Origin of the sequence: Alcaligenes sp. AB3 (genome assembly GCF_031844565.1) — a bacterium.
Taxonomy (GTDB): Bacteria; Pseudomonadota; Gammaproteobacteria; order Burkholderiales; family Burkholderiaceae_B; genus Alcaligenes; species Alcaligenes faecalis.
On record NZ_JAUZVM010000001.1, the window covers coordinates 998,763 to 1,023,355 of the forward strand.

Genomic DNA, 24,593 nt, shown 5'->3' on the forward strand with positions numbered 1-24,593 from the left:
CAGCGTTTACGGGGGGCAGCCCCCTTTTCAGCGATTTTGTACTTTCTCTGTCCTGTCATCTTGGCCGTTTCAGGCTAGAACTCGTCCGTTATGCGCATCCCGACCGAAAGTCTTTAATCAACAATGATGTCTCCACGATTACAAAAAAACGAGGAGACATCAGTGGAACATCAAGTCATTATTTCGGGCGCCGGCCCGGTTGGCTGCTGGTTGGCTTGCGAGTTGCAACTGGCGGGTGTGCAAACCTTGCTGATTGAACAAACAGCCGCCATCAGCCCCCAATCTCGTGCTCTGACGATTCATCCGCGAACCATTGAAGTCTTTGCCATGCGTGGCGCGCACCACGAGATGCTTGCACAGGCGGTGCGTATTCCCAGCGGACATTTTGCCGTTTTTGAACACCGCCTGGACTTCAAGCGGCTGGATACTCGCTTTGCCTATACGCTGGCTATTCCACAGGCACGCATTACCGCTATTTTGCAGGAACGTGCCCGCTCCCTGGGCGCTGACATCCGCCGATCTGAAAAAGTATGCCGTTTTGAGCAGAGCCAGGAGGGGGTGTCGGTCTGGATTGAAAACAGCGATCAAGAGCAATACGTCGTCACCGCGCAATGGCTGGTGGGTTGCGATGGAACGCGCAGCACGGTACGTCAACAGGCTGGGATTGCGTTTCCAGGAACAGACGCCACGGTGTTGGGGTGGCTGGGAGATGCCACGCTGACCGATCCGCCTGATGGCGTCATGATCGGTGAGTGGGGCTTGAATGGTACGGCCATGGTGGCGAAGTTGCCTGACGGTCAGCACCGTTTGGTGGGGCTGTCGCCAGACGATGTGAATCGTCCATGGCCAGGTGACTTGCCTTTGGAAGAACTCCGCGAAAAAGTCCGAGCCGTATTTGGGACAGATTTTGGATTGCACAGTCCCTCCTGGCTGTCTCGCTATAGCAATACCAGCCGCCAGGCCGAAAACTACCGTAAAAATCGCGTTTTTTTGGCGGGTGACGCCGCACACCAGCATATGCCAGCCGGAGGTGTGGGTTTGAACATCGGGATTCAGGATGCCATGAATCTGGGCTGGAAGCTGGCCGCTGTGGTCAATGGCTGGATGCCGGACTCCCTGCTCGATAGTTACCATCAGGAACGTTACCCCGTCGGGCAAGATTTGCTGGAGCACACTCAGGCGCAAACCGCCTTGATGAGTTGTTTCTCCGTTGAAGGCATGGAACTGCGTTCCTTTTTGAACAAGCTCATCAAGCAGTCCCCCGCTTTGGAAAAAACACTGGCGGAGCGGCTCTCCGGCCTGAACGTGGCCTACCCGCCGCCTGCTCCGGGTGCTCATGCTTTGGTGGGGCGGCGTGCCGCCGATCAGGATCTGGCCGACGGAAAAAGCCTCTTTGGCCTGTTGGAACAGGGATGCTATGTGATGCTGGACCTGAGTGGGCATGACGACGATGGCATAGCGTGCTCAGGGAGCTGGAGGGCTGTGTGGTGTCGCAGCTCATTGGGCGTTCGCAGTGAGGGTTGGGAGCGCGTGACTGCGGTATTGATTCGACCTGATGGCTATATCGCCTGGGCCAGCAATGAGCAAGACGCCACCCGCTTACGAGCAGCAATCCGGCAGATCTTGGCACCTTTCTCCTTTTCCTCTCATGCCCAGGGCATCACCGAGGAGCAGACGGATGAATAGCCAAGCGTCTACGTTCAAAATGTTGATTGACGGAGCCCTGGTGGATGGCGATCAGACCATGGCCGTGATCAATCCTTGCACGGGTCGCCCTTTTGTCAACAGTCCACGTGCCTCGCTCAGGCAAATGGAACAGGCGATTGAAGCTGCCAGTCGTAGCTTCCCGGCCTGGTCTCGTAGCACGATGTTGGTACGGCGTGCCTTGATTTTGAAGATTGCCGACCTCATTGAGGAACACTGCCAGGAATTGGCCCGACTCTTGACTCAGGAGCAAGGAAAACCCTTGCGGGATGCTCAGGCTGAAGTGCATGGCACCGCCGCATTTTTTCGGTACGTAGCGCAGTGCCGCATCGAGACACAGATCCTGGAAGAGAGCACGACCCGGCACGCGTATCTGCAACGCCAAGCTTTGGGCGTGGTCGCCGTGATTACGCCCTGGAATTTTCCCCTGATGCTGCTGGCCTTCAAAGTGCCTCATGCTTTGTTGGCAGGCAACACCGTGGTTATCAAGCCGGCGGCAAGCACGCCGCTGAGTACCTTGAGACTGGGTGAGCTTATTGCCAAGACGCTGCCTGCAGGGGTGGTGAATATTGTTACGGACCAAAACGACTTGGGCGATGTGCTGAGTAGTCATCCTCAGGTTGCGAAGATTTCTTTTACGGGTTCCACCACGACTGGCTACAAGGTGATGGCCAATGCGGCCAAATCCCTGAAGCGCTTGACCTTGGAGTTAGGGGGCAATGACCCTGGCGTAGTGCTTGATGATGCGGACCCCAGGCAGATTGCCCCAGGTATTGTGCGAGCCGCCTTTTTTAACAATGGCCAGGCTTGCATCGCCTTGAAACGTCTTTATGTGCCTGATTCGCTCTATGAGGACCTGAGCGAGGCGCTATGGAGTGAATGTCAGCGCCTGATTCTGGGCGATGGACTGGACCCAAAGACCACACAGGGGCCTTTACAAAACGAGCAGCAATTCCAGAAGGTGAAAGCCCTTCTGGAGGACGCCCAACAGCATGGGCGGGTCTTGAGTGGCGGGCCGGCGCCGCAGGGGGGCGGTTATTTTCTACCACCTGCTCTGGTGCTCGATATTGAAGATGGCACGCGATTGGTGGATGAAGAGCAGTTTGGTCCGGTTCTGCCAATTATCCGCTATAGCGACCTGGCTCAGGCTATAACCCGGGCCAATAACAGCCCGTATGGCCTGGGCGCGTCGGTGTGGTCTTCCAATCTGGAGCGTGCCAGGGACGTGGCCGAACAGTTGCAAGCGGGTACGGTCTGGATCAACCAGCATATTGATTTAGGGCCGCATATCCCTCAGTGCGGCAGTAAACAGTCAGGCTTCGGTATTGAGTTGGGGATGGAGGGGCTGCTGGAGTTTACCCAGGCCAAAGTGATCAACATTAATCCGGGCCTGGGGTCACAACGCCACGACCCGGCACAGGAGAGTACGAATGCAGAATAAACAAGCAGTTAACCCTGACAACTTGCCCAAGCTGCCTGGAGTGGTGTCTCACGGCATAGTGCTGAACAAGGCTGGCTTGGTTTATACCTCGGGGCAGCTATCCTGGGACGAAAATGGTCAGCTGGTTCCAGGCGATGTTTTTGCCCAGTTCGAGCGCGCCTACAACAATATCGATATCGTGCTCCAGACTGCAGGCACCTCCCGCTCCGAGGTAATTAGCGAGACGATTTATATCGTTGGTGATTGCACCGCCCATACTGCACAACTGGTTCAGGCCTTGACCCAGGCACGGCCAGCTGGCTCAGTCCCGCCAACCAGTACGCTTGTGGGTGTCCAGTCGTTGTTTGCCGAAGGGTTTCTGGTGGAAATTCAAGTGGTGGCAACGGTTTAAACGGCCTTGTCTGATCGGTTACCAGTGCATTGGGCCAGTCACTGGTAGCCATCCTGCGATTCTGGCCTGCATAGCAAGGCATTAACGATGAAGATTCAAGAGAAAAACCAGATTGCCAGCCAGGTAAATCAAGAGATGGGAGCCTTGAATACTGGTTCCTGGACTGAGCGGGAGAAGTTGGCCCTGGCGTGTCGTATTCTGTTCGAGGAAGGACATTGGCGTGGCTTGGCGGGACAGATTACGGCACGGCTGTCACCTGATGCAACGGACATGTTGACCTTGGGTTTTGGGGTGGGCTTTGACGAGGCCTGTGCGAGCTCCTTGGTGCAGGTGGACCAACGGTTACAGCCTCTGGGACGTAGTGACATGCCTAATCCTGGGGTGCGCTTTCATGCCTGGATCTATGCAAATCGTCCCGATGTTCACGCAATTGTCCATACGCATCCGCCAGCATGTGCCGCCTTGTCCATGACGGGAGAGCCTTTGGCTGTGGCTCATATGGACGCAACCCCTCTTTTTGATGACTGCGCATTTCTTCCTGAGTGGCCCGGTTTGCCGATTGGCGATGAAGAGGGACAGATCATTTCCCAAGCCATGGGTAGCAAACATGCCATTTTGCTGGCTCACCATGGTTTGCTGACTGCTGGCCGCAGCATTGAGGAGGCGTGCCTGCTGGCAGTGTGGATGGAACACGCGGCACAAATGCAATTGAGTGCAAGAGCCATGGGCCCAATCAAGCAGATTACGCCGGAGTTGGCACGAGAGTCCCGGGATTTTTTGCGTAAGCCAAAGGTTCTGGCGCTGAGTTTCGCGAATTTTGCACGTCGTGTGTTGCGAGCCGATGGCCGTGTGCTGTTGTAGGACTGAGACGCCTCTACACTTGGCCGGACTGCGATAGTAAATGGCCGTCAGCCGCAATTTCACGGCGCCGCCTTGTGTTACGGTGAGCTGTCTCAAGCACGCCTGCGACCCTTGAATGAAAGATGCCATTATTACCGTCCAGGATTACCTGGACCAGGTTGCTTTACCTGTGACGGGCTTGCAGGTAGAGCTGAGCTTTGTTGGCGATACCGAGCCGCATAAACATCGCAAGAACCAGCTGCTGTATGTTCTGAAAGGATTGATGTCGGTGCAGACAGAGCAAGGGCTATGGGCTGTGCCCCCTCAGTGTGCGATTTGGATACCCGCTGGCGTGATGCATTTTGCTCGGGCGACCCAGCAAGCCAGTGTTGCGAATCTGTACATTGAGGCTCAGCCCCCTGCCAATCTGGAGGCTTGCGGTGTTCTGTTCACACGACCCCTGTTGCGAGAGCTGATTCTGAGATTGCTGCCGTCATCCAACCCCGCGCCGGAGAACGAACTGCGCCATACGCGATTGGTCGCGGTACTGATGGATGAGCTGGCTCTGAGCCCCAAAAAATCTCTGCACTTGCCTATGCCTAGTGATCGTCGTTTGAAACGCTTGATTGATCAGTTAGCACAAAGTCCAGGGTTGAAATTGAGCATGGAGCAATGGGGGGCTATGGTTGGGGTCAGTACTCGTACCTTGGGGCGCCTGTTCTTGCGCGAAACCGGCATGTCTTTTGGCCGCTGGCTGCAACATTGGGATAGTTCTATTGCCTTGCAGAAACTGGCGAATGGAACCTCGGTGACGATGACAGCTCAGGATTTGGGCTACGAAAGTTTAAGTGCCTTTATCACCATGTTTCGTCGTACGGTAGGCACGACCCCTGCCCGCTTTTTTGCCCAGACCCAAACCTTGCCGCTTGAGTCAAAGGAACAGCCCTGTATCCATATGGATGGGCGTATTGAGGATGTCTTTGCAAAAATTCATGTCCCGATGGTGGATACAAGTGGCCAATAAAAACGGCCATCCTCAGATGACCGTGCTTCAGGATGCCGCTCGCCCTGTTTATTCTGTGGGGGCACCCGCCATGATCCAGTCCACTACCGCCTTGATGTCCGAGTCGGAAATGGCCGGGTTCGCGGGCATGGGCAAAGGGCCGTAAACCCCCTTGCTGCCTTGACGGATATGCTGGGCAATCACTTCAGCGTTGGCTGGATCATCCTTGCGCATGGCAGCAATGTCCTTGTACGCGGGACCGACTACTTTTCTGTCTACGGTGTGACAGGACAGACAAGCATTTCTGGTCAGCACATCCTTGACCGAGTCAAAGCTGGCCTCGGCCGCCTGGGCACTGAAACCGGCACTGAACAAGGCCGTACAGACCAGTAGCTGCTTCAAGCTCATGAGGGGGATCTCCTAAGTAAAACGGGCGCAAGAAACGGGAGTGTGGAGTGGGTGCTGCGCTTGCATTTTTCCGCACATAAACGGGACGATATGGCATCCACATCGTGATCATACGGTTATGATAGAACAGCCTTTCACAAATAGCGGTGGGTCTTGATGCTGATCAAGCTGGTCCGCGCGCTTATTCTGTAATGTCCTAGTAGAAGTTAGTGCTTCATACTTAAACAGTTCACACACTACAAGAGGTCTTCATGCTTAATGTTCTCGTTCCTGTCGATGGGTCTGATGCTTCCACACGTGCTTTGAAAACGGCGGTTGACATCCTAACGGGCAAACCAGAAGCCACTTTGCACGTGCTGGCTGTTCCTACACCGATCGTGTCGGGCAACGTCAAACGCTTTTTCTCGGATGATGTGCTACAGGCTTACTACCAAGATGAAGGTAGCAATGCGCTCTTGCCTGCTCGTTCCGTGCTGGCCGGTTCGACCCTGAAGATCAAGGAAAGCATTATTGCCGGTAACGCTGCCCAGACGATCAAAGAATATGTGGAAAAGAATCAGATCGATCACATTGTGATGGGTACGCGTGGCCTGAGTGCTCTGCCCGGCCTGGTTCTGGGTTCGGTGACCACCAAGGTGCTGAGCCTGGTAAATGTGCCAGTGACCCTGATCAAGTAATTGAGCTGATTTTTTTCAGTCTCCGCAGGCCGTCGTTGAGACGGCCTTTTTTATGTCCTCAAGCAGGGTTTTGATGGGCTGCTTAGAGCCTGAAGGCATAAAAAAATCTCCTGCGCGCTGCTGGATGCAAGATGACTGTGTTTCAATACAGCGATAGCCATTCCAAAAGAAGCAGGTATGTCAGATTCCTTTTTACTCAACCACAATGCCCGTGCCTGGGACAAACAGGCGCAAACCGAAAGCCCCTGGTCCCTGCCTGTCAGCAGCGAGCAGGTTGAGCAGGCCCGTCGCGGGCAATGGCAAGTGCATTTGCTGCCCTCCCCTGTGCCTGCCGATTGGCTGGGGGATATTCAAGGCAAATCTGTGTTGTGTCTGGCCAGTGCCGGTGGCCAGCAAGCGCCTATTCTGGCCGCTGCCGGGGCCAAGGTAACGGTGTTCGATCTGTCTGCCGGACAGTTGGACAAAGACCGCCTGGTGGCCGAGCGTGACGGCTTGTCCTTGCAGATTGAACAAGGCGATATGTGCGATTTGTCGCGCTTTGCGTCCGAGAGTTTTGATCTGATCTTGCACCCGGTCTCTAATCAGTATGTGCCTGACATTAGCCTGGTGTGGAAAGAATGCGCCCGCGTTCTGCGTCCGGGCGGGCATTTGCTGTCCAGTTTCTTCAATCCGGCTGTATTTATTGCGGACCGGGACCCCAGCTACGCCAAGCAGGGCTTGATTCGCCCTACCTTCACCGTGCCCTACTCGGATTTGAGCAGCCTGGATGCCGACGCACTACAAGCCAAGCAGGCTCGCATGGAGCCCTTGATTTTTGGGCATTCCCTGGCGCAGCAGATTGGTGGACAGCTGGAAGCGGGCTTGCATCTAGTCGGTTACATCGAAGAAATGCACCCCGCCCCGCGCTTTGAGATCGAGAAATACTTGCCCAGCTTTATGGCGACACGCAGTCGTAAATCGGCTTAAGGGTTCAAGACTTGGGCTGAATGCGCAGAAGCTGGCCGTCGTTTTCGTCGGTCAGCACATAGATATCGCCGTCTGGCCCAACACGTACATCCCGGATGCGCTGTTTCAAGTCTTGCAGCAAGCGCTCTTCTCCGACGATATGGCCGTCCTCTTCGTCAAATTGCAGACGAATCAAGGCTTGTTCTTTCAAGGCTCCCACAAACAGGCTGTGCTGCCAGTCCGGGACGCGTTCGTCGTTATAGAAAGCCATGCCGCTGATCGCGGGCGAGACTGACCAGTAGTGCAAGGGTTCAGTCAGGCCCTCTATCGGTGTGGAACTGGCGTTGGGAATGGGTTTGCCGTCGTAGCCTTGCCCCTCGGTACGCAAGGGCCAGCCATAATTGGCACCTGATTGAATTCGGTTCAGCTCATCGCCGCCTTGCGGACCATGTTCAGCCACCCACAGTTCATTCGTCCAGGGATTCCAGGCCATGCCCTGCGGATTACGATGGCCGTAGCTCCAGATTTCCGCCCTGGCACCGCGTAGGCTGCGAAAGGGGTTGTCGCGTGGGACCATGCCATCCGGACGGATACGCACGACTTTGCCTTGCAGATGATCCAGTTGCTGGGCGGTCGCGGGCTGGTTGTTCTCGCCCAGGGCGATGTACAGATCTCGTCCACCCGGATCAAAGGCCATGCGCACGCCATAGTGCTGCCCGGTGGACAAGGCGGGTTCCTGGCGGAAAATCGGGCGGAAGGCGTCGATGCGTTTCAGGTCTGAGGACAGCACGCCATAGCCGACAGTGGTGGCGGAATGTTGTTTATCGCGTCGCTCGGCATACGCCAGATAAATCCGGCGGCTACGGAAAAAATCCGGGGCCAGAGCCACATCCAGCAACCCACCTTGCGCTTGCGTGTGGACTTTAGGAACCCCGGCAATCGGTTCAGACAGGCCGTTTTCCTGGGTCCAAACCCGCAGGCGACCAGGGCGTTCAGTGATCAGGATTCCGGCATTGTTGGGCAAGAAAGCCAGGGCCCAAGGGTGCTCCAGCCCGCTGGCCAGGGTCTCGACCGACACAGCCGGTCCGCTGATGGCAGGAACAGGTTCAGATTGTGCCTGAGCGGATAGCGGGGCAAGGGCTGCAGCCAGGCCCAATACGGTGGCTGCCAATGCAGAGGACAAGCTGAAGGTTTTCTTTATACGCATAAGGCAGTGAAAGACGGATAGCTGGGATGAGACACTCCCCTACTCTTTCATAGGGACAAAGAACCACGCTGTTGATGTATTCGCCCCAGTGAAGAGGCGAATACGGTCAAGCATAGCCCAGGTAAAGGCTTAGCCTGGGTGGGTCATATCCAGTGGCACAATCCACTGATCGTATTGCTCGTTCGTTAGATAGCCGGATTTCAGGGCGGACTCACGCAGGGTCAGGCCTTCTTTGTGGGCGGTCTTGGCAATGTAGGCAGCCTTGTCGTAGCCGATGTGGCGGTTCAAGGCGGTCACCAGCATCAGGTTCTGGTCCAGATTGTGCTGGATTTTTTCCATGACAGGTTCCAGACCCTGGGCGCAATGCTCGTCAAAAGCCAGGCATGCGTCGCTGATCAGGGCAATGCTTTCCAGCACATTGTGCACCATCACAGGCTTGTAGACGTTCAGTTGAAAATTGCCTTGGCTGCCAGCAAAGCCCACAGCCGCGTCGTTACCGTAGACCTGCACGGCCACCATGGTCAGCGCCTCGCACTGAGTAGGGTTGACCTTGCCGGGCATGATGGAGGAACCGGGCTCGTTCTCGGGGATTTGCAGCTCGCCAATCCCGCAGCGAGGGCCGCTGGCCAGCCAGCGCACGTCGTTAGCCATCTTCATCAAGGCGCCGGCCAGGGTACGCAGGGAGGCGGACAGGTTCACCAGCGCATCATGGGCCGACAACGCAAAGAACTTGTTTTCGGCAGCCTGGAATGGCAGGCCTGTGATCTTGGCAATATGGGCGGCTGTGCGCTCACCAAACTGGGGATGGGCGTTCAGACCCGTACCCACGGCAGTGCCGCCGATAGCCAGTTGATAGATGCCGTCCAGTGCCTTGTCCACGGTTTGCAGGCCGAAATCAATCTGCGCAACCCAGGCACCAATTTCCTGGCCCAGTGTGATGGGCGTGGCATCTTGCAAGTGGGTGCGGCCGGTTTTCACAATGCTGTTGAATTGCTTGGCTTTGGCGGCCAGGGTGTCGCGCAGCTGACCTACGTCTTTGCGCAGGCGGCGCTGACATTCCAGACCCACAGCGATGTACATGGCGGTGGGGAACGTATCGTTGGAGGATTGGCCGCGGTTCACGTGGTCATTCGGGTGGACGGGCTTTTTGCTGCCCTTCTCGCCACCGGCCAGTTCAATAGCGCGGTTGGAGATCACCTCGTTCACGTTCATATTGCTTTGCGTGCCAGAGCCGGTCTGGAAAACGACCAGCGGGAATTCGGTGTCCCACTGGCCTGCAATCACTTCATCAGCCGCTTTGACAATCAGCTGGGCCAGCTCGTCGGGCAATTCGCCCAGCTCCAGGTTGGCCAGGGCCGTGGATTTTTTCAGGATGCCCAGCGACTCGATCATGCTGCGGCCCCACTGGAAGCGGTCACGGCCAATCGGGAAGTTCTGGATCGAGCGCTGTGTCTGCGCGCCCCAATAGTGGTCGGCGGGAACCTCAATGGTTCCCATGGAATCCTGTTCAATACGTGTCGTACTCATCATGGCTCCTGTAAGAATTCGGAAGACAGTTCAATGTGAAAATGGGGTGTTCACGGCTGGCGCAAAAAGCGCGCAGCCCACACACAGGCAATATCAAGCATGCGGTTGGAAAACCCCCATTCGTTATCAAACCAGACCAGCATATTGACCAGCCCGTCTCCGTTGGTGCGGGTTTGCGAGCCGTCCACCACGGCCGAGTGCGGGTTGTGATTGAAGTCGATCGAGGCATGGGCCTGATCGGAGTAGTCCAGAATCCCCGGCCATTGCTGGGCCGCCTTCTGGAACAGCTGGTTGATTTCGTCCCGGCTGGTGTCGCGCTCCAGATTGACCATCAGATCAATGGCTGACACGTTCAAGATGGGCACGCGGATCGACTTGGCCTGGACCTTGCCTTTTAGTTGCGGCAAAAGGCGCTCTACCCCCGTGGCCAGCCCGGTAGAAACCGGAATCATGGACTGCAAGGCGGAACGGGTACGGGCCAGATCGCTGCTGTGGTAGCCGTCGATCATGGGCTGATCGTTCATTACCGAGTGCAGCGTGCTTAAAAAGGCGTGGCGTATGCCGAAAGTCTTATCCAGTTCAGCCAGAACCGGGATGATGGCATTGGTGGTGCAGGAAGCGTTGGAGACAATCAACTCGTCGCCTTGCAACTGCTCGTGGTTAATGCCCAATACGGCGGTGAAATCCACATCCTGAGCGCTATTACCCGGATTGGAGAGCAGCACACGCGGGCAACCGGCGTCCAGAAATTGTTGTAACTGCGCGCGGCTGCCAAAGGCACCACTGCATTCGATCAGCATGTCCAGGTTCAGCGCCGCCCAGTCTATGGCGTTGGGGTCGGTTTCATGCAGCACGCGGATGGCTTTGCCACCCACAATCAGCTCGTGTTCGTTGTGCTCTACCTGCGCCGGAAACACGCCGTGGGTCGAATCAAAGCGCGTCAGGTAGGCCATGGTGGCAATTGTGGCGGGCTCGTTGATGACGACGACATCGAACTCCTGGCGTCGTGGGGACTCGTAAATGGCGCGCAACAGGCAACGACCGATGCGGCCATAGCCATTGATCGCGATGCGGATGGGACGAGGTAGCGGCATGATCAGGAAAAATCAGAAAGTAATGGAGAATCCGCCGTCTACAACCACGATATGGCCATTGACATAGGAAGCAGCCGGAGAGGCCAGGAATACAGCAGCAGCGCGGATTTCATCCGGTTGGGCCCAGCGCCCCAAGGGATTGCGGCCTACCACCAGGGGGCCTTTGACCGGATCCTGGGCCAGCGCCGCATTGCTTTCCGTGGCAAAGGTGCCGGGGGCGATGCCGTTGCTGGTAATGCCCTGCCCGCCAAATTCTACTGCCAGTGCACGTACCATACCGGCCAGTCCCTGCTTGGCGACGGGGTAAATGGCGTCGCCCGGACGAGCCAGCGGGCCTGCAATGGAGGTCAAGGTCACAATACGGCCTTGGCGGGTTTGAGCTTTCAGCATGGCCTGGGCCGCATATTTGGAAAGTTTCAGCGTGGCCAGCAGGTCTACCTGCAGCAGGTGCTCAATATCGTCCCAATCGGCGTCCTGCAAGCGGCTGCGTAGTCGCACGCCTACATTGTTCACCAGAATGTCGGGAGTGCCGACGCGCTGGCACAGGGTCTGGTAGGAATCGGGCAAGGAGTCCAGATCGGCCAGATCGTGCTCCCAGGTATCGACCTGGGCACCAGCGGCTTTCAATTCCTCGGCAAGCGGCCGGAGTTTGCTGGCGTTGCGGCCATGCAGAATCACATGGGCGCCATGGGCGGCGTAGGCACGGGCGATTTCCAGGCCCAGACCAGCAGAAGAGCCAGTCACCAGAGCGCAGCGGCCAGTCAGGGAGAAATTGGCTTGATAGGAGCTTAAATCAGTCATTATCTACAGCGTATGGCGTGCTTCGCCACGGTGGAAAGCCGCAATGTTTTCGATCAGCTGGTTTGCCAGGGCTTGCATGGCTTCCTGACTGGCCCAGCCTATGTGCGGCGTCAAAATGTAATTGGGTAAGTCTAACAAGCGCATCAGGATATGGTCAGCAGGCGGCGGCTCGGGCGTGCACACATCAATGCCTGCGCCACCCAGCCAGCCTTGCCGCAAGGCGTGCTCCAGTGCCTGATTGTCGATCAGCCCGCCACGGGCGGTATTGATCAGCAAGGGACGGCGTGGGGCCATGCGCTCGAATTCGGCCATGCCCAGCATGTTCTGCGTTTCTGCAGTCAGGGGGCAATGCAGGGAGAGAATGTCGGCTTGTTCCAGTACTTGCTCAAAGGGCAAGCGGTCGTCCGCATTGCTGACGATGGTCTGGCCACGGCGCTGGGCAAAGATGACCTTCATGCCCAGGGCGCGGCCCATGGTGGCAACGGCTTGCCCCAAGGAGCCCGAACCAATCAGCCCCAGGGTGGAGCCGGCCAGATCGCGGATAGGATAGTCGAAGTAACAGAACTGTTGAGCTTCTTGCCAGCGGCCTTCCTTGACGGACTGGCGATAGGCGCAGATATTGCGACGCAAGGCAAAGATCAGCGCAAAAACGTGCTCCGGAACACTACGCACGGCGTAGTCGCGGATATTGCTGACCACAATCTGGCGTTCGCGGGCGGCATCCAGGTCGATATTGTCGCTACCGGTGGCGGCCAGTGCGATCATTTTCAAATTGGGCGCAGCCTGCAAATGCCCGCGTCGCAGCGCCACTTTATTGCTGATGACAATCTCGGCATCCGCAATACGTTCGGCTACTTGATCGGGCGCCGTACGTCCGTAAACTTGCAGTTCATGCTTAAAGGGAACCTGTGGCAGCGCTACGCTGTCTGAGAGTGTTTCCCTATCCAGAAAAACGATACGAGTCAAAGAAGTCATGCCTGTCCTTGTCCTGAGCTGTCCTTGGCATTCTGTCCCTATTTTCAGAGGGTTCTTACCTTTTCCGGGGACCACGATCCGATATAGTAATGGGATTGATGCGGGCTTGTCCTTGGTCTCACCCTCATAACCCTGTTTTATAGGTTATTGCTTATGCTCTTGTCCCTCTTGCTCTCTTTGGGCGCTCACGCCCTGATACCGGATAACGTCGCTAGCACAACTCCCCCACTGTACGACATTCGGGATTTTTTCCAGAATCCCAAACGCAGCGGTTTCCGGATTTCGGACCAGGGGCGCATGATCGGCTTTATGGAGCCCGTCAAAATTGACGGCAACCCAGCCCGTCAGAATATCTTTGTGCAAGAGTTGAAAGGCAGTGAACCGATAGGTGAGCCCCGTCGTGTTACCGCCGAACACCAGCGCGATATTGCCGAATACTTCTGGAAAGGCGACGAGACTGTTATCTACGCCAAAGATGTCAATGGCGACGAGAACTATCACGTGCTGGCTGTGAACGTGATCACGGGCAAAGTCACCGATTTGACACCATTGGAAGGTGTGCGCGCCGGTGTGCAGGACGATTTGCCGGACGATCCGGAGCATATTCTGGTATCGCACAACGGGCGCAACCCGGAGGTGTTTGATGTCTACAAGGTGAATGTCCTGACCGGCGAAAGCACCCTGGCTGCCGAGAACCCCGGTGATGTGCTGGGCTGGAGCACGGACCATCAAGGACGTGTGCGTCTGGCGATTTCGATCTCCGGCGTAGATTCCGAACTACGTTACCGCGACAGCGAATCCGAGCCCTTCCGCAGCATTTTGCAAACGGACTTCCGCACTGACGTCAGCCCCCTTTTCTTCCACGCCGACAATCAGCGCTTTTACGCCTTGAGCAATCGTGGTCGTGACACTCTGGCTTTGGTCTTGATTGACCCCGCCAAGCCGGACGAGGAAGAAAAAATCTATGAATTGCCCAGCCACGATCTGATGGGGGCTGGCTATTCCCGCTTGCGCCAGGTGCTGACGTCGGTGGATTACTACACCGACAAGCCTGGTCAGCATTTCTTTGACGAGCATAGCGAGAAGATCCACGCGGCAATTGCGCGCCAACTGCCGGGCTACGAGATCAGCATTCAGTCCATGACGCGCGATGAAAAGAAGATGATTGTGGCCAGCTACAGCGACCGCAATCCAGGCTCACGCTATCTTTACGACGTGGACAGCAACAGCCTGCACAAGCTGGCTGTGATCAATAGCGCCTTGCCAGAAAGCGATATGGCGGTCATGCATCCCATCGAATTTACGGCGCGCGATGGCATGAAGATCCACGGCTACCTGAGCCTGCCTTTGGGTGTGCCCAGCCGTAATCTACCCGTCGTGATCAATCCGCACGGTGGCCCTTGGGCGCGTGACTACTGGGGCTTTAACCCCGAAGTGCAGTTCCTGGCCAACCGTGGCTACGCTGTCTTGCAGATCAACTTCCGCAGCTCAACAGGTTATGGTCGCAAGTTCTGGGAAGCGGGCTTCAAGCAATGGGGGCTGAGCATGCAGGACGACATTACTGATGGCGTTCAGTGGTTGATCGATCAAAAGATTGCCGACCCCAAGCGCATTGCCATTTACGGTGCCAGCTACGGGGGTTACGCGACCTTGGCCGGTATCGTCAAAACCCCGGACTTGTACGCTGCGGCGGTGGATTATGTGGGTGTATCCAACTTGCTGACTTTCATGAACACGATTCCCCCCTACTGGAAACCGTTGTTGGTGAAAATGCACGCTATGGTAGGTGATCCGGAGAAGGACAAGGAGCTGCTGGAAGCCAACTCCCCCGTTTTGCACGCCGACAAGATCCGCACACCGCTATTTATTGCCCAGGGCGCACATGACCCGCGGGTGAACAAGGCAGAAAGCGATCAGATGGTCGATGCTTTGAAGGCGCGTGGTGTGGATGTGGAGTACATGGTCAAGGATAACGAAGGCCACGGTTTCCACAACGACGAGAACAAGTTCGAGTTTTACGAGCGCATGGAGCGGTTCCTGGCGCGACATTTGCAGCCTTAATTGTTTTGGAGTGGCGCGACAAGCTCGCGCCATTTTTGTTTAGCGCACTTTTGGAAAGAGAACTTATGAAACTGTATTACATGACTGGTGCTTGTCCTTTGGTGACCCGCATTGCATTGGAGTGGATAGGCAAGCCGTTTGAATCCCAGCGCGTCAGCCGCGACGAGTTGCAACAAGAAGAATTCCTGAAACTGAACCCCAACGGCGCTGTGCCGGTTCTGGTGGACGGTGATCTGGTCCTGACCCAAAGCATCGCCATTCTGGAATACCTGAATGAGAAGAACCCCCAGGCCAATCTGCTGGGCAGCACCATCGAACAACGCTTTGAAGCGCGCCGCTGGCTGGCCTTCCTGAACGCCGAAATCCACCGCAACGTGGGTGTGGTGTTCGGTGTGCATCGCTACGCTGATCAGGAAGCGACACAGGCCGAGGTCAAAGCCAAGACCGCTGCTTTGCTGACCAAGCAGCTGGGCGTGATTGACAAGCACCTGGAAGGCAAAGAAACCCTGTCGGGCTCCTTGTCTGTGGCCGATGCTTACCTGTACGTTGTGCTGCGCTGGGCTGCACTGATGAAGCTGGACCTGTCGGGCATGAAGAATCTGAACGCTTTCTTTGCTCGTATGGAGCAGAACGAAGGGGTGAAGGCCGCTTTGCGTGGTGAAGGTCTGTTGAAGGATTAAGCTGTATCACGGCTAGCGATACAAGCTCTCAGGGGATGAGTCGGTGGTAGCCCACTGACATTTGAAGCAAGACTAGCGGCAAATGAATATGGCTTTTAGCTTAGTTGCCTGTGCTCTTGTCCTGACGTATAAGCCGAATAAAAAAACCTGAATCCAGCGCAAGCTGGGATTCAGGTTTTTTTTAGCGCATAAATTCAAGCGGTACTTGAAAGATACGTCCTGCTGTACGACTTCAAGGCTGTATAAGCTGGCTTTTAAGCCCCCAAATACGCCTTCCGAATATCCGGATTCGCCAGCAGATTGGCGCCGGTATCCTGCATCACCACTTTCCCGGTTTCCAGCACATAGCCACGGTCTGCAACTTGCAAGGCCTTGTTGGCGTTCTGCTCCACCAGGAATACCGTTACGCCTTCATCGCGAATGGTGCGGATGATGTCAAAAATCTGCGCAATGATCAGCGGGGCCAGGCCCAGCGTAGGTTCGTCCAGCAGCAACAAGGACGGCTTGCTCATCAGGGCGCGGCCGATGGCCAGCATTTGCTGCTCGCCACCTGACATGGTTCCAGCACGCTGCGCAGAGCGCTCTTTCAGGCGGGGGAACAGTTTGTAGACGTGCTCCTCCCCTTCTTCGATCTCGCTGCGGTTCAGAAAGAAACCGCCCATCTTCAGGTTTTCCGACACGGTCAGGTCTGGAAAGACGCGACGCCCTTCGGGAGAGATGGCGATGCCTTTGCGCATGATGCGGTGCGTGTCGGCTTGGGTGATGTCCTCGCCCATGAAGCTGATGCTGCCCGAGCTGGCTCGGGGCGAGCCGCATACGGTCATGAGCAAGGTAGTTTTGCCAGCGCCGTTCGCGCCAATCAGGGTGACGATCTCGCCCTGATTCACGTCCACGCTAACTTGATCCAGCGCCTGAATAGCGCCGTAATGGGTAGATACGGAGTCCAGCTTCAGCACTTATTCTTCCCCCAGATAGGCTTTGATGACGCGCGGATCATTGCGCACTTCTTCAGGCAGGCCGGTGGCAATGGGCTTGCCATATTCCATTACCAGGATCCGGTCTGATACGCCCATAACCAGGCTCATATCGTGCTCGATCAGCAGGACGGCGACGCCAAATTCGCGGCGCAGTTGGTCGATCAGCGCTTGAAGGTCGCGTTTCTCTTGGGGATTCAGGCCCGCTGCAGGCTCGTCCAGCATCAGCAAGCGAGGCTGGGTGATCATGCAACGTGCAATTTCCAGGCGGCGCTGGTGGCCGTAGGCCAGGTTGCCCGCTTCACGGTTGGCCAGATCAGTCAGGCCCATGAAGTCCAGCCAAGTGACTGCACGCTCCTTGGCCTCTTTCTCAGATTGCTTATAGCGCGACAGGTTCAGCAGGCCGGACAGAAAGCCGGCCTTGAGCTGGCTGTGCTGGGCGACCAGCAGATTTTCCAGCACGGTCAGTTTCTTGAACAAGCGCACGTTCTGGAAGGTACGCACCAGGCCTTTTTGAGCCACTTTGTGGCTGGACAAGCCGTGAATGGGCTCGTCTTCCAGGGTGACGGAACCGGAAGTGGGCTTGTAAAAACCGCCTACACAGTTAAATACCGTGGTTTTACCGGCGCCATTGGGGCCAATGATGGCAAAGACTTCATCTTTAGCCACATCGAAGCTGACGGAATCTACCGCCAGCAAACCACCAAAGCGCATCGACAGGTCTGATACTTGGAGTAATGGGCTCATGTACGCAACTCCACATGAGGACGTTGCACAGGCAGCAAGCCCTGTGGACGCCAAACCATCATGGCCACCATGACCAGACCAAAAATCAACATCCGATACTCCGCGAACTCTCGGGCCAATTCAGGAACCACTGTCAGCACAATGGCCGCCAGAATGACGCCGATTTGTGAACCCATACCACCCAGCACCACGATGGCCAGGATCAAGGCGGATTCGATAAAGGTGAAGGACTCTGGGTTGACCAGACCCTGACGGGCGGCAAAGAAAGCACCACCAAAACCGGCAAACATGGCGCCCATGGTAAAGGCGGACAGCTTGATGGTGGTGGGGTTCAGGCCCAGCGAACGGCAGGCAATCTCGTCCTCGCGCAGGGCTTCCCAGGCACGGCCAATGGGCATGCGCACCACGCGGCTGGAGACCAGCAAGGTAATCAGGGCCAAGGCCAGTGCCATCAAGTACAGATACACCACCACGTCCTGGTTGCTGAAGGTCCAGCCCATCAAGTCGTGGAACGTGGTCTGCCCTTCTTGTGCACGGCGCGCCATGGGGAAACCAAATACGGTTGGCTTGGGAATACCGGAAATACCGTCCGGGCCGCCGGTCAGCTCATACATATTGATGAGCAACAGGCGAATGATTTCACCAAAACCGAGGGTGACGATAGCCAGATAGTCGCCACGCAAACGCAGCACGGGGAAACCCAGCAGGAAGCCAAACAGGGCAGCCATACCACCGGCTAGTGGCAGCGCTTCCCAGAACCCCCAGCCTGCGTAGTGATAGAGCAAGGCGTAGGTGTAGGCACCCACGGCGTAAAAGCCCACAAAACCCAGGTCCAGCAGGCCGGCAAAGCCCACCACAATGTTCAGCCCCAGACCAAGCATGATGTAAATCAGTACCAGAGTGGCGATGTCCACCTGGGCACGACCACCAAAAAAGGGCCAGACCACGGCGCAAGCGATCACGATGTACAGCAGGATCTTCTTGTGCTGCATGCTCAGTTTGGGCAAGGTCCAGCGGCTTTCGCGTACCTTGGTGCGATTGATGCTAGGACGGATCAGCTGAACCACAAAGACCAGTGCCATACCGATCAGAATGATTTGCCAATCGCTTTCCAGGTGGGTGTTCATCCCGGCGCGCACAATTTGCAGGCCAAAGACGGGAGCCACAATAATGCCTGCCAAGACAGCGGCGATAAATGCATTGCTAAAGCGGTTCATCATTAGACTTTCTCCACCTCGGGTTTACCCAGCAGGCCCGTTGGGCGGAACAGCAGGATAAAGACCAACAGTAAAAAGGCCACGATGTCCTTGTACTGCGATGAAATAAAGGCAGCGGCAAAGGTTTCTGCCAGACCCAGCAAGACACCGCCCAGCATGGCGCCAGGGATGCTGCCAATACCGCCCAGCACGGCGGCCGTAAAGGCCTTGATGCCGGCGATAAAGCCAATGAAGGGGTTCAGCTTGCCAATGGCGGTAGCAATCAGCACACCGCCCACGGCAGCCAGCATGGCGCCGATGACAAAGGTGAAGGAGATGATTTTATTGGTGTCGATACCCAGCAGGTTGGCCATGCGCAAGTCTTGTGAACATGCACGCGAGGCGCGACCCAGACGCGAGTATTTGATGTAGAGGCTGAGCATGATCATCAGCACCACGGTCACGACGATAATCATGACGCGTGAATAAGGCGCGGTGACGGTAAAGCCGTCTGAGCCCAGGCTGAACTGGAAGGAGCCGGACAGCAGTGTGGGCACAGCCATATCGCGTGCGCCTTGGCCCAGGGCAACCCAGTTTTGCAAGAAAATGGACATACCAATGGCTGAGATCAGCGGAACCAGCCGAGGGCTGCCACGCAGCGGCGCATAGGCGACTTTTTCAATCGCATAGCCGTAAACCGCGGTTACCAGGATGGCAACCAGCAACATGATAAGAATGATCAGCCAGATGGGCAGACCCGAGCCTACGCCAATCGCAGTCAGGGTAACCAGCCCCACATACGCGCCGATCATGTAGATCTCGCCGTGGGCAAAGTTAATCATTCCGATAATGCCATAGACCATTGTGTAGCCGATGGCGATCAGTGCATAAATAGCGCCCAAGGATAATCCATTGAACAGCTGCTGCACGATCTGAGGGAGTAAATCAGACATGCTTGTTTTTTTCCGTTGAGTCCGTCGTTTTGTTCTGAGGCTTTGTGGGCATCCAAAAGCAATGCCCCCGTTCTTCGTAGAGAGCGGGGGCACATCATCCAGTCTTATTTCTCAACTAGATCAAAGTTACCTTCTTTATCCCACTTGAAAACGGCAAATTCGAAATGCTTCAAATCACCCTTGGCGTCGTATTCTACCTTGCCAATGGCGGTATTGAACGCATTTGCGTGCATGTAGTCGGCTCCCTTGGCCGAATCTTCACCAACTGCGTTGATGGTGTCGGCAATAATTTGCACGGCCGCGTAAGCCGGGAAGGTAAAGGCCCCGTTAGGATTGCGCTTGTATTTGCTGAAGTTTTCCATCACATCCTTGTTGGCCGGCATCTTGGTGAAGTCGGTTGGCAAGGTCACCAGCAAGCCTTCCACGGCTGGACCGGCAATGGCGACCAGGTCACGGTTGGCCACGCCTTCCGGACCCATGAAGGTGTTGGTCATGCCTTGCTCGCGAGCCTGACGCAGCAGCAGACCCAGCTCGGCATGGTAACCACCGAAATAAATCAGATCGGGGTTCACGCCCTTGAGCTTGGTGATCACGGCCGAATAATCGCTGTCACCGACGTTGATACCCTCATACATGACAATGTTCATGTTCTTTTTCTTCAGGGCATCACGCACTTGTGTGGCCACGCCCGAGCCGTAAGTCTGCTTGTCATGCAGCACGGCAATGGTCTTGGGTTTCAGAACATCGGCAATGTAATCGGCCGCGAACGGACCTTGCTGGTCGTCACGCCCAATGGTGCGGAAAAAGTAATGGGGCTTGATGGTGTCGGTTACCAGGGGAGAGGTGGCGCCGGGAGTAATGGCCACAATGCCTTCCTGCTCGTAAATGTTAACGGCAGGCACGGTGGTACCTGAGCAAGCATGAGCCACCGCGAATTTCGCACCGGAGTTCACCACGCGGTTGGCCGCCGGCACGGCCTGCTTGGGTTCGCATGCATCGTCAATCAGGACGGCTTCCAGCTGTTTGCCTTTGACACCCCCGGCTGCGTTAATCGCGTCAATCGCGGTCAAGGCTCCGGCCTGGATCTGGTCACCGTACTGGGTGGATGGGCCGGTCATGGGTTGAGGAATACCAATTTTGATGGTCTCTGCCGCATAGGCGGTGCTCATGGCCATTACGGTGGCCAAAGCGGTCAGAGCGGGGGTAAAGCGTCGAGTAAAGGTCATAGCAACTGTCTCCCGAGGCCGGGGTCTACCGGCATTGCTTTTTAGAAAGTGCTTGTTCTGGAGCTTGGGTTTACATTGTTCTGCACCAGGGGAACCCATTTTGGGGGAGCCGCCTAAAACTTGTCACTTCGTATAAGCCCTAGCGCCCCGCCAATTCATTTTTAAAATAACGCGGCATGTTAACAGGGTGTTTCCAAAACCCGCCCGCATACTAAAAGCCTTATTTATAAAAGAAAAGAGGAGCTCCCTTGGAAACTCCCCTGCTCTTTTTTAACTGCTTTTTTATTGCGCCATATCAATTTTTAGCGATGCTATAGGGAATAATCCCGGTGTCAGGAGAACTCCTTGGCCAATTCACCGGCCCGTACTTTGGCGGCATTGACGGCTTTTTGCACCAGAGGTGTAAAACCGCCTTCATTAAAGATATTCAAAGCGGCTGCCGTTGTACCCCCTTTGGATGTAACGCGCTCGCGCAAGACTGAGGGCTCTTCTGGCGACAGGGTGGCCAGCTGGGTGGCGCCGTGCAAGGTGGCCAGCGACAACTGACGGGCTTGTTCAGGGGACAAACCTTGTTCAATACCGGCTTTGATCAAGGCTTCGATGAACAAAAACACGTAAGCTGGACCGCTGCCCGATACCGCCGTGACGGCATCAATGGCGGCATCGTTTTCAACCCAGACCACTTCCCCAACGGATTTCAACAATTGCTGCGCAATGGCTTTATCGCTTTCATCCACTTGTTCAAGGGCCATCAGGCCGGTAATGCCACAGCCGATAAAGGCCGGGGTATTGGGCATGCAGCGGATCACACGTTGGTACGGCTTGCCGGGTTCGCCCAGCCAGTCTGCCAGGGCGGTTGCTGGAATGCCAGCAGCCACGCTGATCACCAGGGTGTCCTCTTGCAGATAGGGTTTGCAGGCCAGCACAGTTTCTTTCATGACCTGGGGCTTGACGGCAAAAACCCAGATACGCTGCTTGGACAAGGCCGGGCCGGGTTCATACGCGGTTTGTACACCTTGCTGGGCCCACGACTCCAGGGCTGGCGGGTAAATATCAATCGCCAAAACGTCCGAGCCGCCGCAGCGTTTCCCAATCAAACCGGCAGCCAGGGCACTGGCCATATTGCCCGCGCCAATAAACGCCAGCTTAAAAGAGGTATCGTGTGGATTCATCATCGCTCCCATTAAAAATCTGTCCTCTGACACGTTTTCTTAGCGTTTGAGGGTAATTAGTCATTGCTTATATGGCGCTCCCATGGATACATTCACGAGAGCGTCATAAACAAGTCATAAGCTTGAGTTTTAAAACCTGCTACACCTTAGCGGCACCTTTTATACAGGAGAAAGCCTGATGCGAACAAAACTATTTGCTCTGTCTCTAGCCGGTCTGATTGCTTCTATCGGCACTGCGCAAGCGGCCACAGAAATTCAGTTCTGGCATTCAATGGAAGGAGCCTTGGGCGAACGGGTTAATGCATTAGTCAAAGACTTTAACGCATCTCAGTCGGACTACCAGGTTAAAGCCTCGTATAAAGGCAACTATGGCGAGTCCATGAACGCCGGTGTCGCCGCTTTCCGTGCCGGCAATGCCCCCGATATTCTCCAAGTATTCGAGGTGGGTACCGCCACCATGATGGCGGCCAAGGGCGCGATTCAGCCTGTGCAGGAAATGTCGGAGAAAGTGGGCAAGCCCATCAATCCAGGTGATTTTCTGGGTGCGGTTGCCGGTTACTACTCTTCCAACGAAGGCAAGCTGATTTCCATGCCTTTTAACAGCTCCACCCCGGTGCTGTACTACAACAAGGACGCCTTCAAGAAGGCTGGACTGGATGCCGAGAAACCACCCAAGACCTGGCAGGAACTGCACGAAGCCGCCAAGAAGCTGCGTGAGTCCGGCCAAGAGTGTGGTTACACCTCGTCCTGGCCCTCGTGGATTTTGCTGGAGAACTTTGCGGCCTGGCACAACATTCCCTTTGCCAGCGAGAACAACGGCTTTGGTGGCCCCAGCGCCCGCCTGCAACTGGATAACCCGCTGTTCCTGAAGCACTTGACCTTCCTGGCGGATATGTCCAAGGACGGCTCCTTCTCCTACGGTGGTCGTGGTGATACGGCCAATGCCCTGTTTACCAGCGGCAAGTGCGGCATGTTTACCGGCTCCAGTGGTAACCGCGCCAACATCATCAAAACCGGCGAATTTGAATTTGGCACCAGCAGCCTGCCCTACTACAGCGATGTACAGGGCGCGCCTCAGAACTCCATTATTGGTGGTGCTTCCCTGTGGGTCTTTGCCAAGAAGTCCGATGATGTCTACAAGGGCGTGACCGAATTCTTCCACTTTATCTCCAGCCCTGAGCAAGCAGCGGCCTGGCACCAGGACACCGGCTATGTGCCTGTGACCAAAGCGGGCTTTGAAAAGACCAAGGACTCCGATTTCTACGCCAAGAACGTGGGCGCAGACGTTGCCGTTAAACAGCTGGACGCCAGCACCACCGAGAACTCGCGTGGTATTCGCCTGGGTTCCTTGCCGCAGATTCGTGACATCGAAGACGGTGTGATGGAACAGATTTTTGCTGGCAAAGTCACCCCTGAAGAAGGTTTGAAAGCCATGCAAAGTCGTGGCAACGAACTGCTGGAGCGCTTTGAAAAGAGCGTGAAGTAAGCCCGGCCCGCCTTGCGCGGGTGGTTTACAATCGAGCGTATGAGTGTGCGGACGGCGTCTTGTCTAGGCCTCAGGCCAGCAAACTGTCACCATCTTGTCCAAGCCGCTCATACGCTTTTCGTTTCACTAGAAGTCTGTCCACCCTGATGGTGGCGCTCCCTTCCCATTGCGCGCAAACCTATGGAAAAACGTGTCGTCTTTCGTCATAAGACACTGCCCTATTTGCTACTTGCTCCGCAGCTAGCCATTACCCTGATCTTCTTTTTCCTGCCTGCCGGACAAGCGCTGTGGCAGGCTTTTCATTTGGAAGATCCCTTTGGCCTGTCTTCGCAGTTTGTAGGCCTGGACAATTTTGCCGAGCTGTTCAGCAGCTCGGAATATATGGCCTCGTTCAAGACGACGGCAGTATTTTCGCTTGCCGTGTCGGTACTGGGCCTGGTGGTGGCGCTGGTTCTGGCCGTGATGGCGAACCGGGTGATACGGGGTGCCCTGCTGTACCGCAGCTTGCTGATCTGGCCATATGCCGTGGCAACGGCGGTAGCCGGGGTGTTGTGGTTGTTCCTGTTTTCCCCTTCCGTGGGGATTGTGGCCGTGTTCCTGCTGGAGCATGGCATTCAGTGGAATCCACGCTTGAATGGCAATGACGCCATGTTGCTGGTGGTGATCGCTTCGGTCTGGAAGCAGATCTCTTACAATTTCCTGTTTTTCCTGGCCGGCCTGCAAGCCATTCCGCGCTCCTTGATTGAAGCCGCGGCCATGGATGGTGCCGGTCCCATGCGCCGTTTCTGGGGCATTGTGTTTCCTTTGCTGGCCCCGACGACCTTCTTCCTGCTGGTCGTGAACATTATTTATGCCTTCTTTGACACCTTCGCCATTATTGATGTGGTCAGTCAGGGCGGGCCGGGCGAAGCCACCTCGATTCTGGTTTACCGTGTCTACAACACGGGTTTCCGTGGCCTGGATATTGGTTCTTCAGCCGCCCAGTCTGTGGTGCTGATGGCCGTGGTTGTGGCGCTGACGGTGATTCAGTTCCGCTATATTGATCGCAAAGTGACGTACAGCTGATGCGCAGCAAGGAACACAGT

Annotated in this window: 23 protein-coding genes; 11 read left to right on the forward strand and 12 right to left on the reverse strand. The window is 55.9% G+C overall.

Features of this window, described 5'->3' with window-relative positions:
• Positions 1-162 precede the first annotated feature (162 nt).
• From Q9R35_RS04735 to Q9R35_RS04755, 5 genes are all read left to right on the forward strand, one after another.
• A complete protein-coding gene (locus tag Q9R35_RS04735; RefSeq protein WP_311219434.1) occupies positions 163-1,686 on the forward strand; it encodes an FAD-dependent monooxygenase in 1,524 nt (507 codons plus the stop codon).
• Positions 1,679-3,145, forward strand: a complete 1,467-nt coding sequence (locus tag Q9R35_RS04740) for an aldehyde dehydrogenase family protein (RefSeq protein WP_311219435.1) — start codon at positions 1,679-1,681, stop codon at positions 3,143-3,145. Before Q9R35_RS04735 ends, Q9R35_RS04740 begins: the two co-directional genes overlap by 8 nt.
• On the forward strand, positions 3,135-3,536 hold the full coding sequence (locus Q9R35_RS04745; RefSeq protein WP_063690270.1) for a RidA family protein: 402 nt from the start codon (positions 3,135-3,137) through the stop codon (positions 3,534-3,536). The genes Q9R35_RS04740 and Q9R35_RS04745 overlap by 11 nt, the downstream gene beginning before the upstream one ends.
• 87 nt (positions 3,537-3,623) lie before the next feature.
• Positions 3,624-4,397: an aldolase gene (locus Q9R35_RS04750; RefSeq protein ID WP_063690267.1), complete on the forward strand. Its 774-nt coding sequence runs from the start codon at positions 3,624-3,626 to the stop codon at positions 4,395-4,397.
• Positions 4,398-4,512: 115 nt separating this feature from the next.
• Positions 4,513-5,400: a helix-turn-helix domain-containing protein gene (locus Q9R35_RS04755; RefSeq protein ID WP_063690264.1), complete on the forward strand. Its 888-nt coding sequence runs from the start codon at positions 4,513-4,515 to the stop codon at positions 5,398-5,400.
• A 48-nt stretch (positions 5,401-5,448) separates the two neighbouring features.
• Here the strand turns inward: Q9R35_RS04755 and Q9R35_RS04760 are convergent, their stop codons facing one another.
• Entirely contained in the window at positions 5,449-5,787 is a 339-nt protein-coding gene (locus Q9R35_RS04760; RefSeq protein ID WP_081251420.1) for a c-type cytochrome, read from the reverse strand.
• 251 nt (positions 5,788-6,038) lie between these two features.
• Between Q9R35_RS04760 and Q9R35_RS04765 the strand changes: the two genes are divergently transcribed.
• Both Q9R35_RS04765 and Q9R35_RS04770 read left to right on the forward strand, forming a co-directional pair.
• Positions 6,039-6,464 (forward strand): universal stress protein, encoded by a 426-nt coding sequence (locus Q9R35_RS04765; protein WP_045931339.1) that lies wholly within the window; start codon positions 6,039-6,041, stop codon positions 6,462-6,464.
• Between the two features lie 177 nt (positions 6,465-6,641).
• Positions 6,642-7,430, forward strand: coding sequence for a class I SAM-dependent methyltransferase (locus Q9R35_RS04770; protein ID WP_125304467.1), 789 nt, complete (start codon positions 6,642-6,644; stop codon positions 7,428-7,430).
• A 4-nt stretch (positions 7,431-7,434) separates the two neighbouring features.
• On the opposite strand, the gene Q9R35_RS04775 is transcribed toward Q9R35_RS04770, so the two are convergent.
• The 5 genes from Q9R35_RS04775 to Q9R35_RS04795 all read right to left on the reverse strand — a co-directional run bounded on the left by Q9R35_RS04775 (position 7,435) and on the right by Q9R35_RS04795 (position 13,013).
• Positions 7,435-8,592 (reverse strand): PQQ-dependent sugar dehydrogenase, encoded by a 1,158-nt coding sequence (locus Q9R35_RS04775; RefSeq protein ID WP_080723707.1) that lies wholly within the window; start codon positions 8,590-8,592, stop codon positions 7,435-7,437.
• A 153-nt stretch (positions 8,593-8,745) separates the two neighbouring features.
• Entirely contained in the window at positions 8,746-10,143 is a 1,398-nt protein-coding gene (gene fumC / locus Q9R35_RS04780; protein WP_063690259.1) for a class II fumarate hydratase, read from the reverse strand.
• Between the two features lie 50 nt (positions 10,144-10,193).
• Positions 10,194-11,237 carry a type I glyceraldehyde-3-phosphate dehydrogenase gene (locus tag Q9R35_RS04785; RefSeq protein ID WP_045931342.1) on the reverse strand — a complete coding sequence of 348 codons (1,044 nt, stop codon included), beginning with the start codon at positions 11,235-11,237 and terminating at the stop codon, positions 10,194-10,196.
• Between the two features lie 12 nt (positions 11,238-11,249).
• On the reverse strand, positions 11,250-12,038 hold the full coding sequence (locus Q9R35_RS04790; RefSeq protein ID WP_042480630.1) for an SDR family oxidoreductase: 789 nt from the start codon (positions 12,036-12,038) through the stop codon (positions 11,250-11,252).
• A 3-nt stretch (positions 12,039-12,041) separates the two neighbouring features.
• Positions 12,042-13,013, reverse strand: a complete 972-nt coding sequence (locus tag Q9R35_RS04795) for a D-2-hydroxyacid dehydrogenase (RefSeq protein ID WP_125304468.1) — start codon at positions 13,011-13,013, stop codon at positions 12,042-12,044.
• Between the two features lie 153 nt (positions 13,014-13,166).
• Between Q9R35_RS04795 and Q9R35_RS04800 the strand changes: the two genes are divergently transcribed.
• Both Q9R35_RS04800 and Q9R35_RS04805 read left to right on the forward strand, forming a co-directional pair.
• Positions 13,167-15,074 (forward strand): S9 family peptidase, encoded by a 1,908-nt coding sequence (locus Q9R35_RS04800; RefSeq protein ID WP_052362859.1) that lies wholly within the window; start codon positions 13,167-13,169, stop codon positions 15,072-15,074.
• A gap of 65 nt (positions 15,075-15,139) precedes the next feature.
• A complete protein-coding gene (locus tag Q9R35_RS04805; RefSeq protein ID WP_042480625.1) occupies positions 15,140-15,754 on the forward strand; it encodes a glutathione S-transferase family protein in 615 nt (204 codons plus the stop codon).
• Positions 15,755-16,008: 254 nt separating this feature from the next.
• Here Q9R35_RS04805 and Q9R35_RS04810 read toward each other — a convergent pair whose 3' ends face one another.
• The 6 genes from Q9R35_RS04810 to proC all read right to left on the reverse strand — a co-directional run bounded on the left by Q9R35_RS04810 (position 16,009) and on the right by proC (position 22,022).
• Positions 16,009-16,710: an ABC transporter ATP-binding protein gene (locus Q9R35_RS04810; RefSeq protein ID WP_045931346.1), complete on the reverse strand. Its 702-nt coding sequence runs from the start codon at positions 16,708-16,710 to the stop codon at positions 16,009-16,011.
• On the reverse strand, positions 16,711-17,475 hold the full coding sequence (gene livG / locus Q9R35_RS04815; RefSeq protein ID WP_063690246.1) for a high-affinity branched-chain amino acid ABC transporter ATP-binding protein LivG: 765 nt from the start codon (positions 17,473-17,475) through the stop codon (positions 16,711-16,713).
• A complete protein-coding gene (locus tag Q9R35_RS04820; protein ID WP_063690243.1) occupies positions 17,472-18,695 on the reverse strand; it encodes a high-affinity branched-chain amino acid ABC transporter permease LivM in 1,224 nt (407 codons plus the stop codon). The genes livG and Q9R35_RS04820 overlap by 4 nt, the downstream gene beginning before the upstream one ends.
• The gene (gene livH, locus Q9R35_RS04825; RefSeq protein ID WP_026482578.1) at positions 18,695-19,624 is read right to left on the reverse strand and encodes a high-affinity branched-chain amino acid ABC transporter permease LivH; all 930 of its coding nucleotides are present in this window, start codon (positions 19,622-19,624) and stop codon (positions 18,695-18,697) included. Before livH ends, Q9R35_RS04820 begins: the two co-directional genes overlap by 1 nt.
• Before the next feature lie 104 nt (positions 19,625-19,728).
• Positions 19,729-20,850, reverse strand: coding sequence for a high-affinity branched-chain amino acid ABC transporter substrate-binding protein (locus tag Q9R35_RS04830; protein WP_080723679.1), 1,122 nt, complete (start codon positions 20,848-20,850; stop codon positions 19,729-19,731).
• Positions 20,851-21,182: 332 nt separating this feature from the next.
• Positions 21,183-22,022, reverse strand: coding sequence for a pyrroline-5-carboxylate reductase (proC, locus tag Q9R35_RS04835; RefSeq protein ID WP_226348657.1), 840 nt, complete (start codon positions 22,020-22,022; stop codon positions 21,183-21,185).
• A 178-nt stretch (positions 22,023-22,200) separates the two neighbouring features.
• Here proC and ugpB point away from each other — a divergent pair, with 178 nt between their 5' ends.
• Both ugpB and ugpA read left to right on the forward strand, forming a co-directional pair.
• Positions 22,201-23,508, forward strand: a complete 1,308-nt coding sequence (ugpB, locus tag Q9R35_RS04840) for a sn-glycerol-3-phosphate ABC transporter substrate-binding protein UgpB (RefSeq protein ID WP_063690237.1) — start codon at positions 22,201-22,203, stop codon at positions 23,506-23,508.
• A gap of 180 nt (positions 23,509-23,688) precedes the next feature.
• Entirely contained in the window at positions 23,689-24,573 is an 885-nt protein-coding gene (gene ugpA, locus Q9R35_RS04845; protein ID WP_042480610.1) for a sn-glycerol-3-phosphate ABC transporter permease UgpA, read from the forward strand.
• Positions 24,574-24,593: the final 20 nt, after the last annotated feature.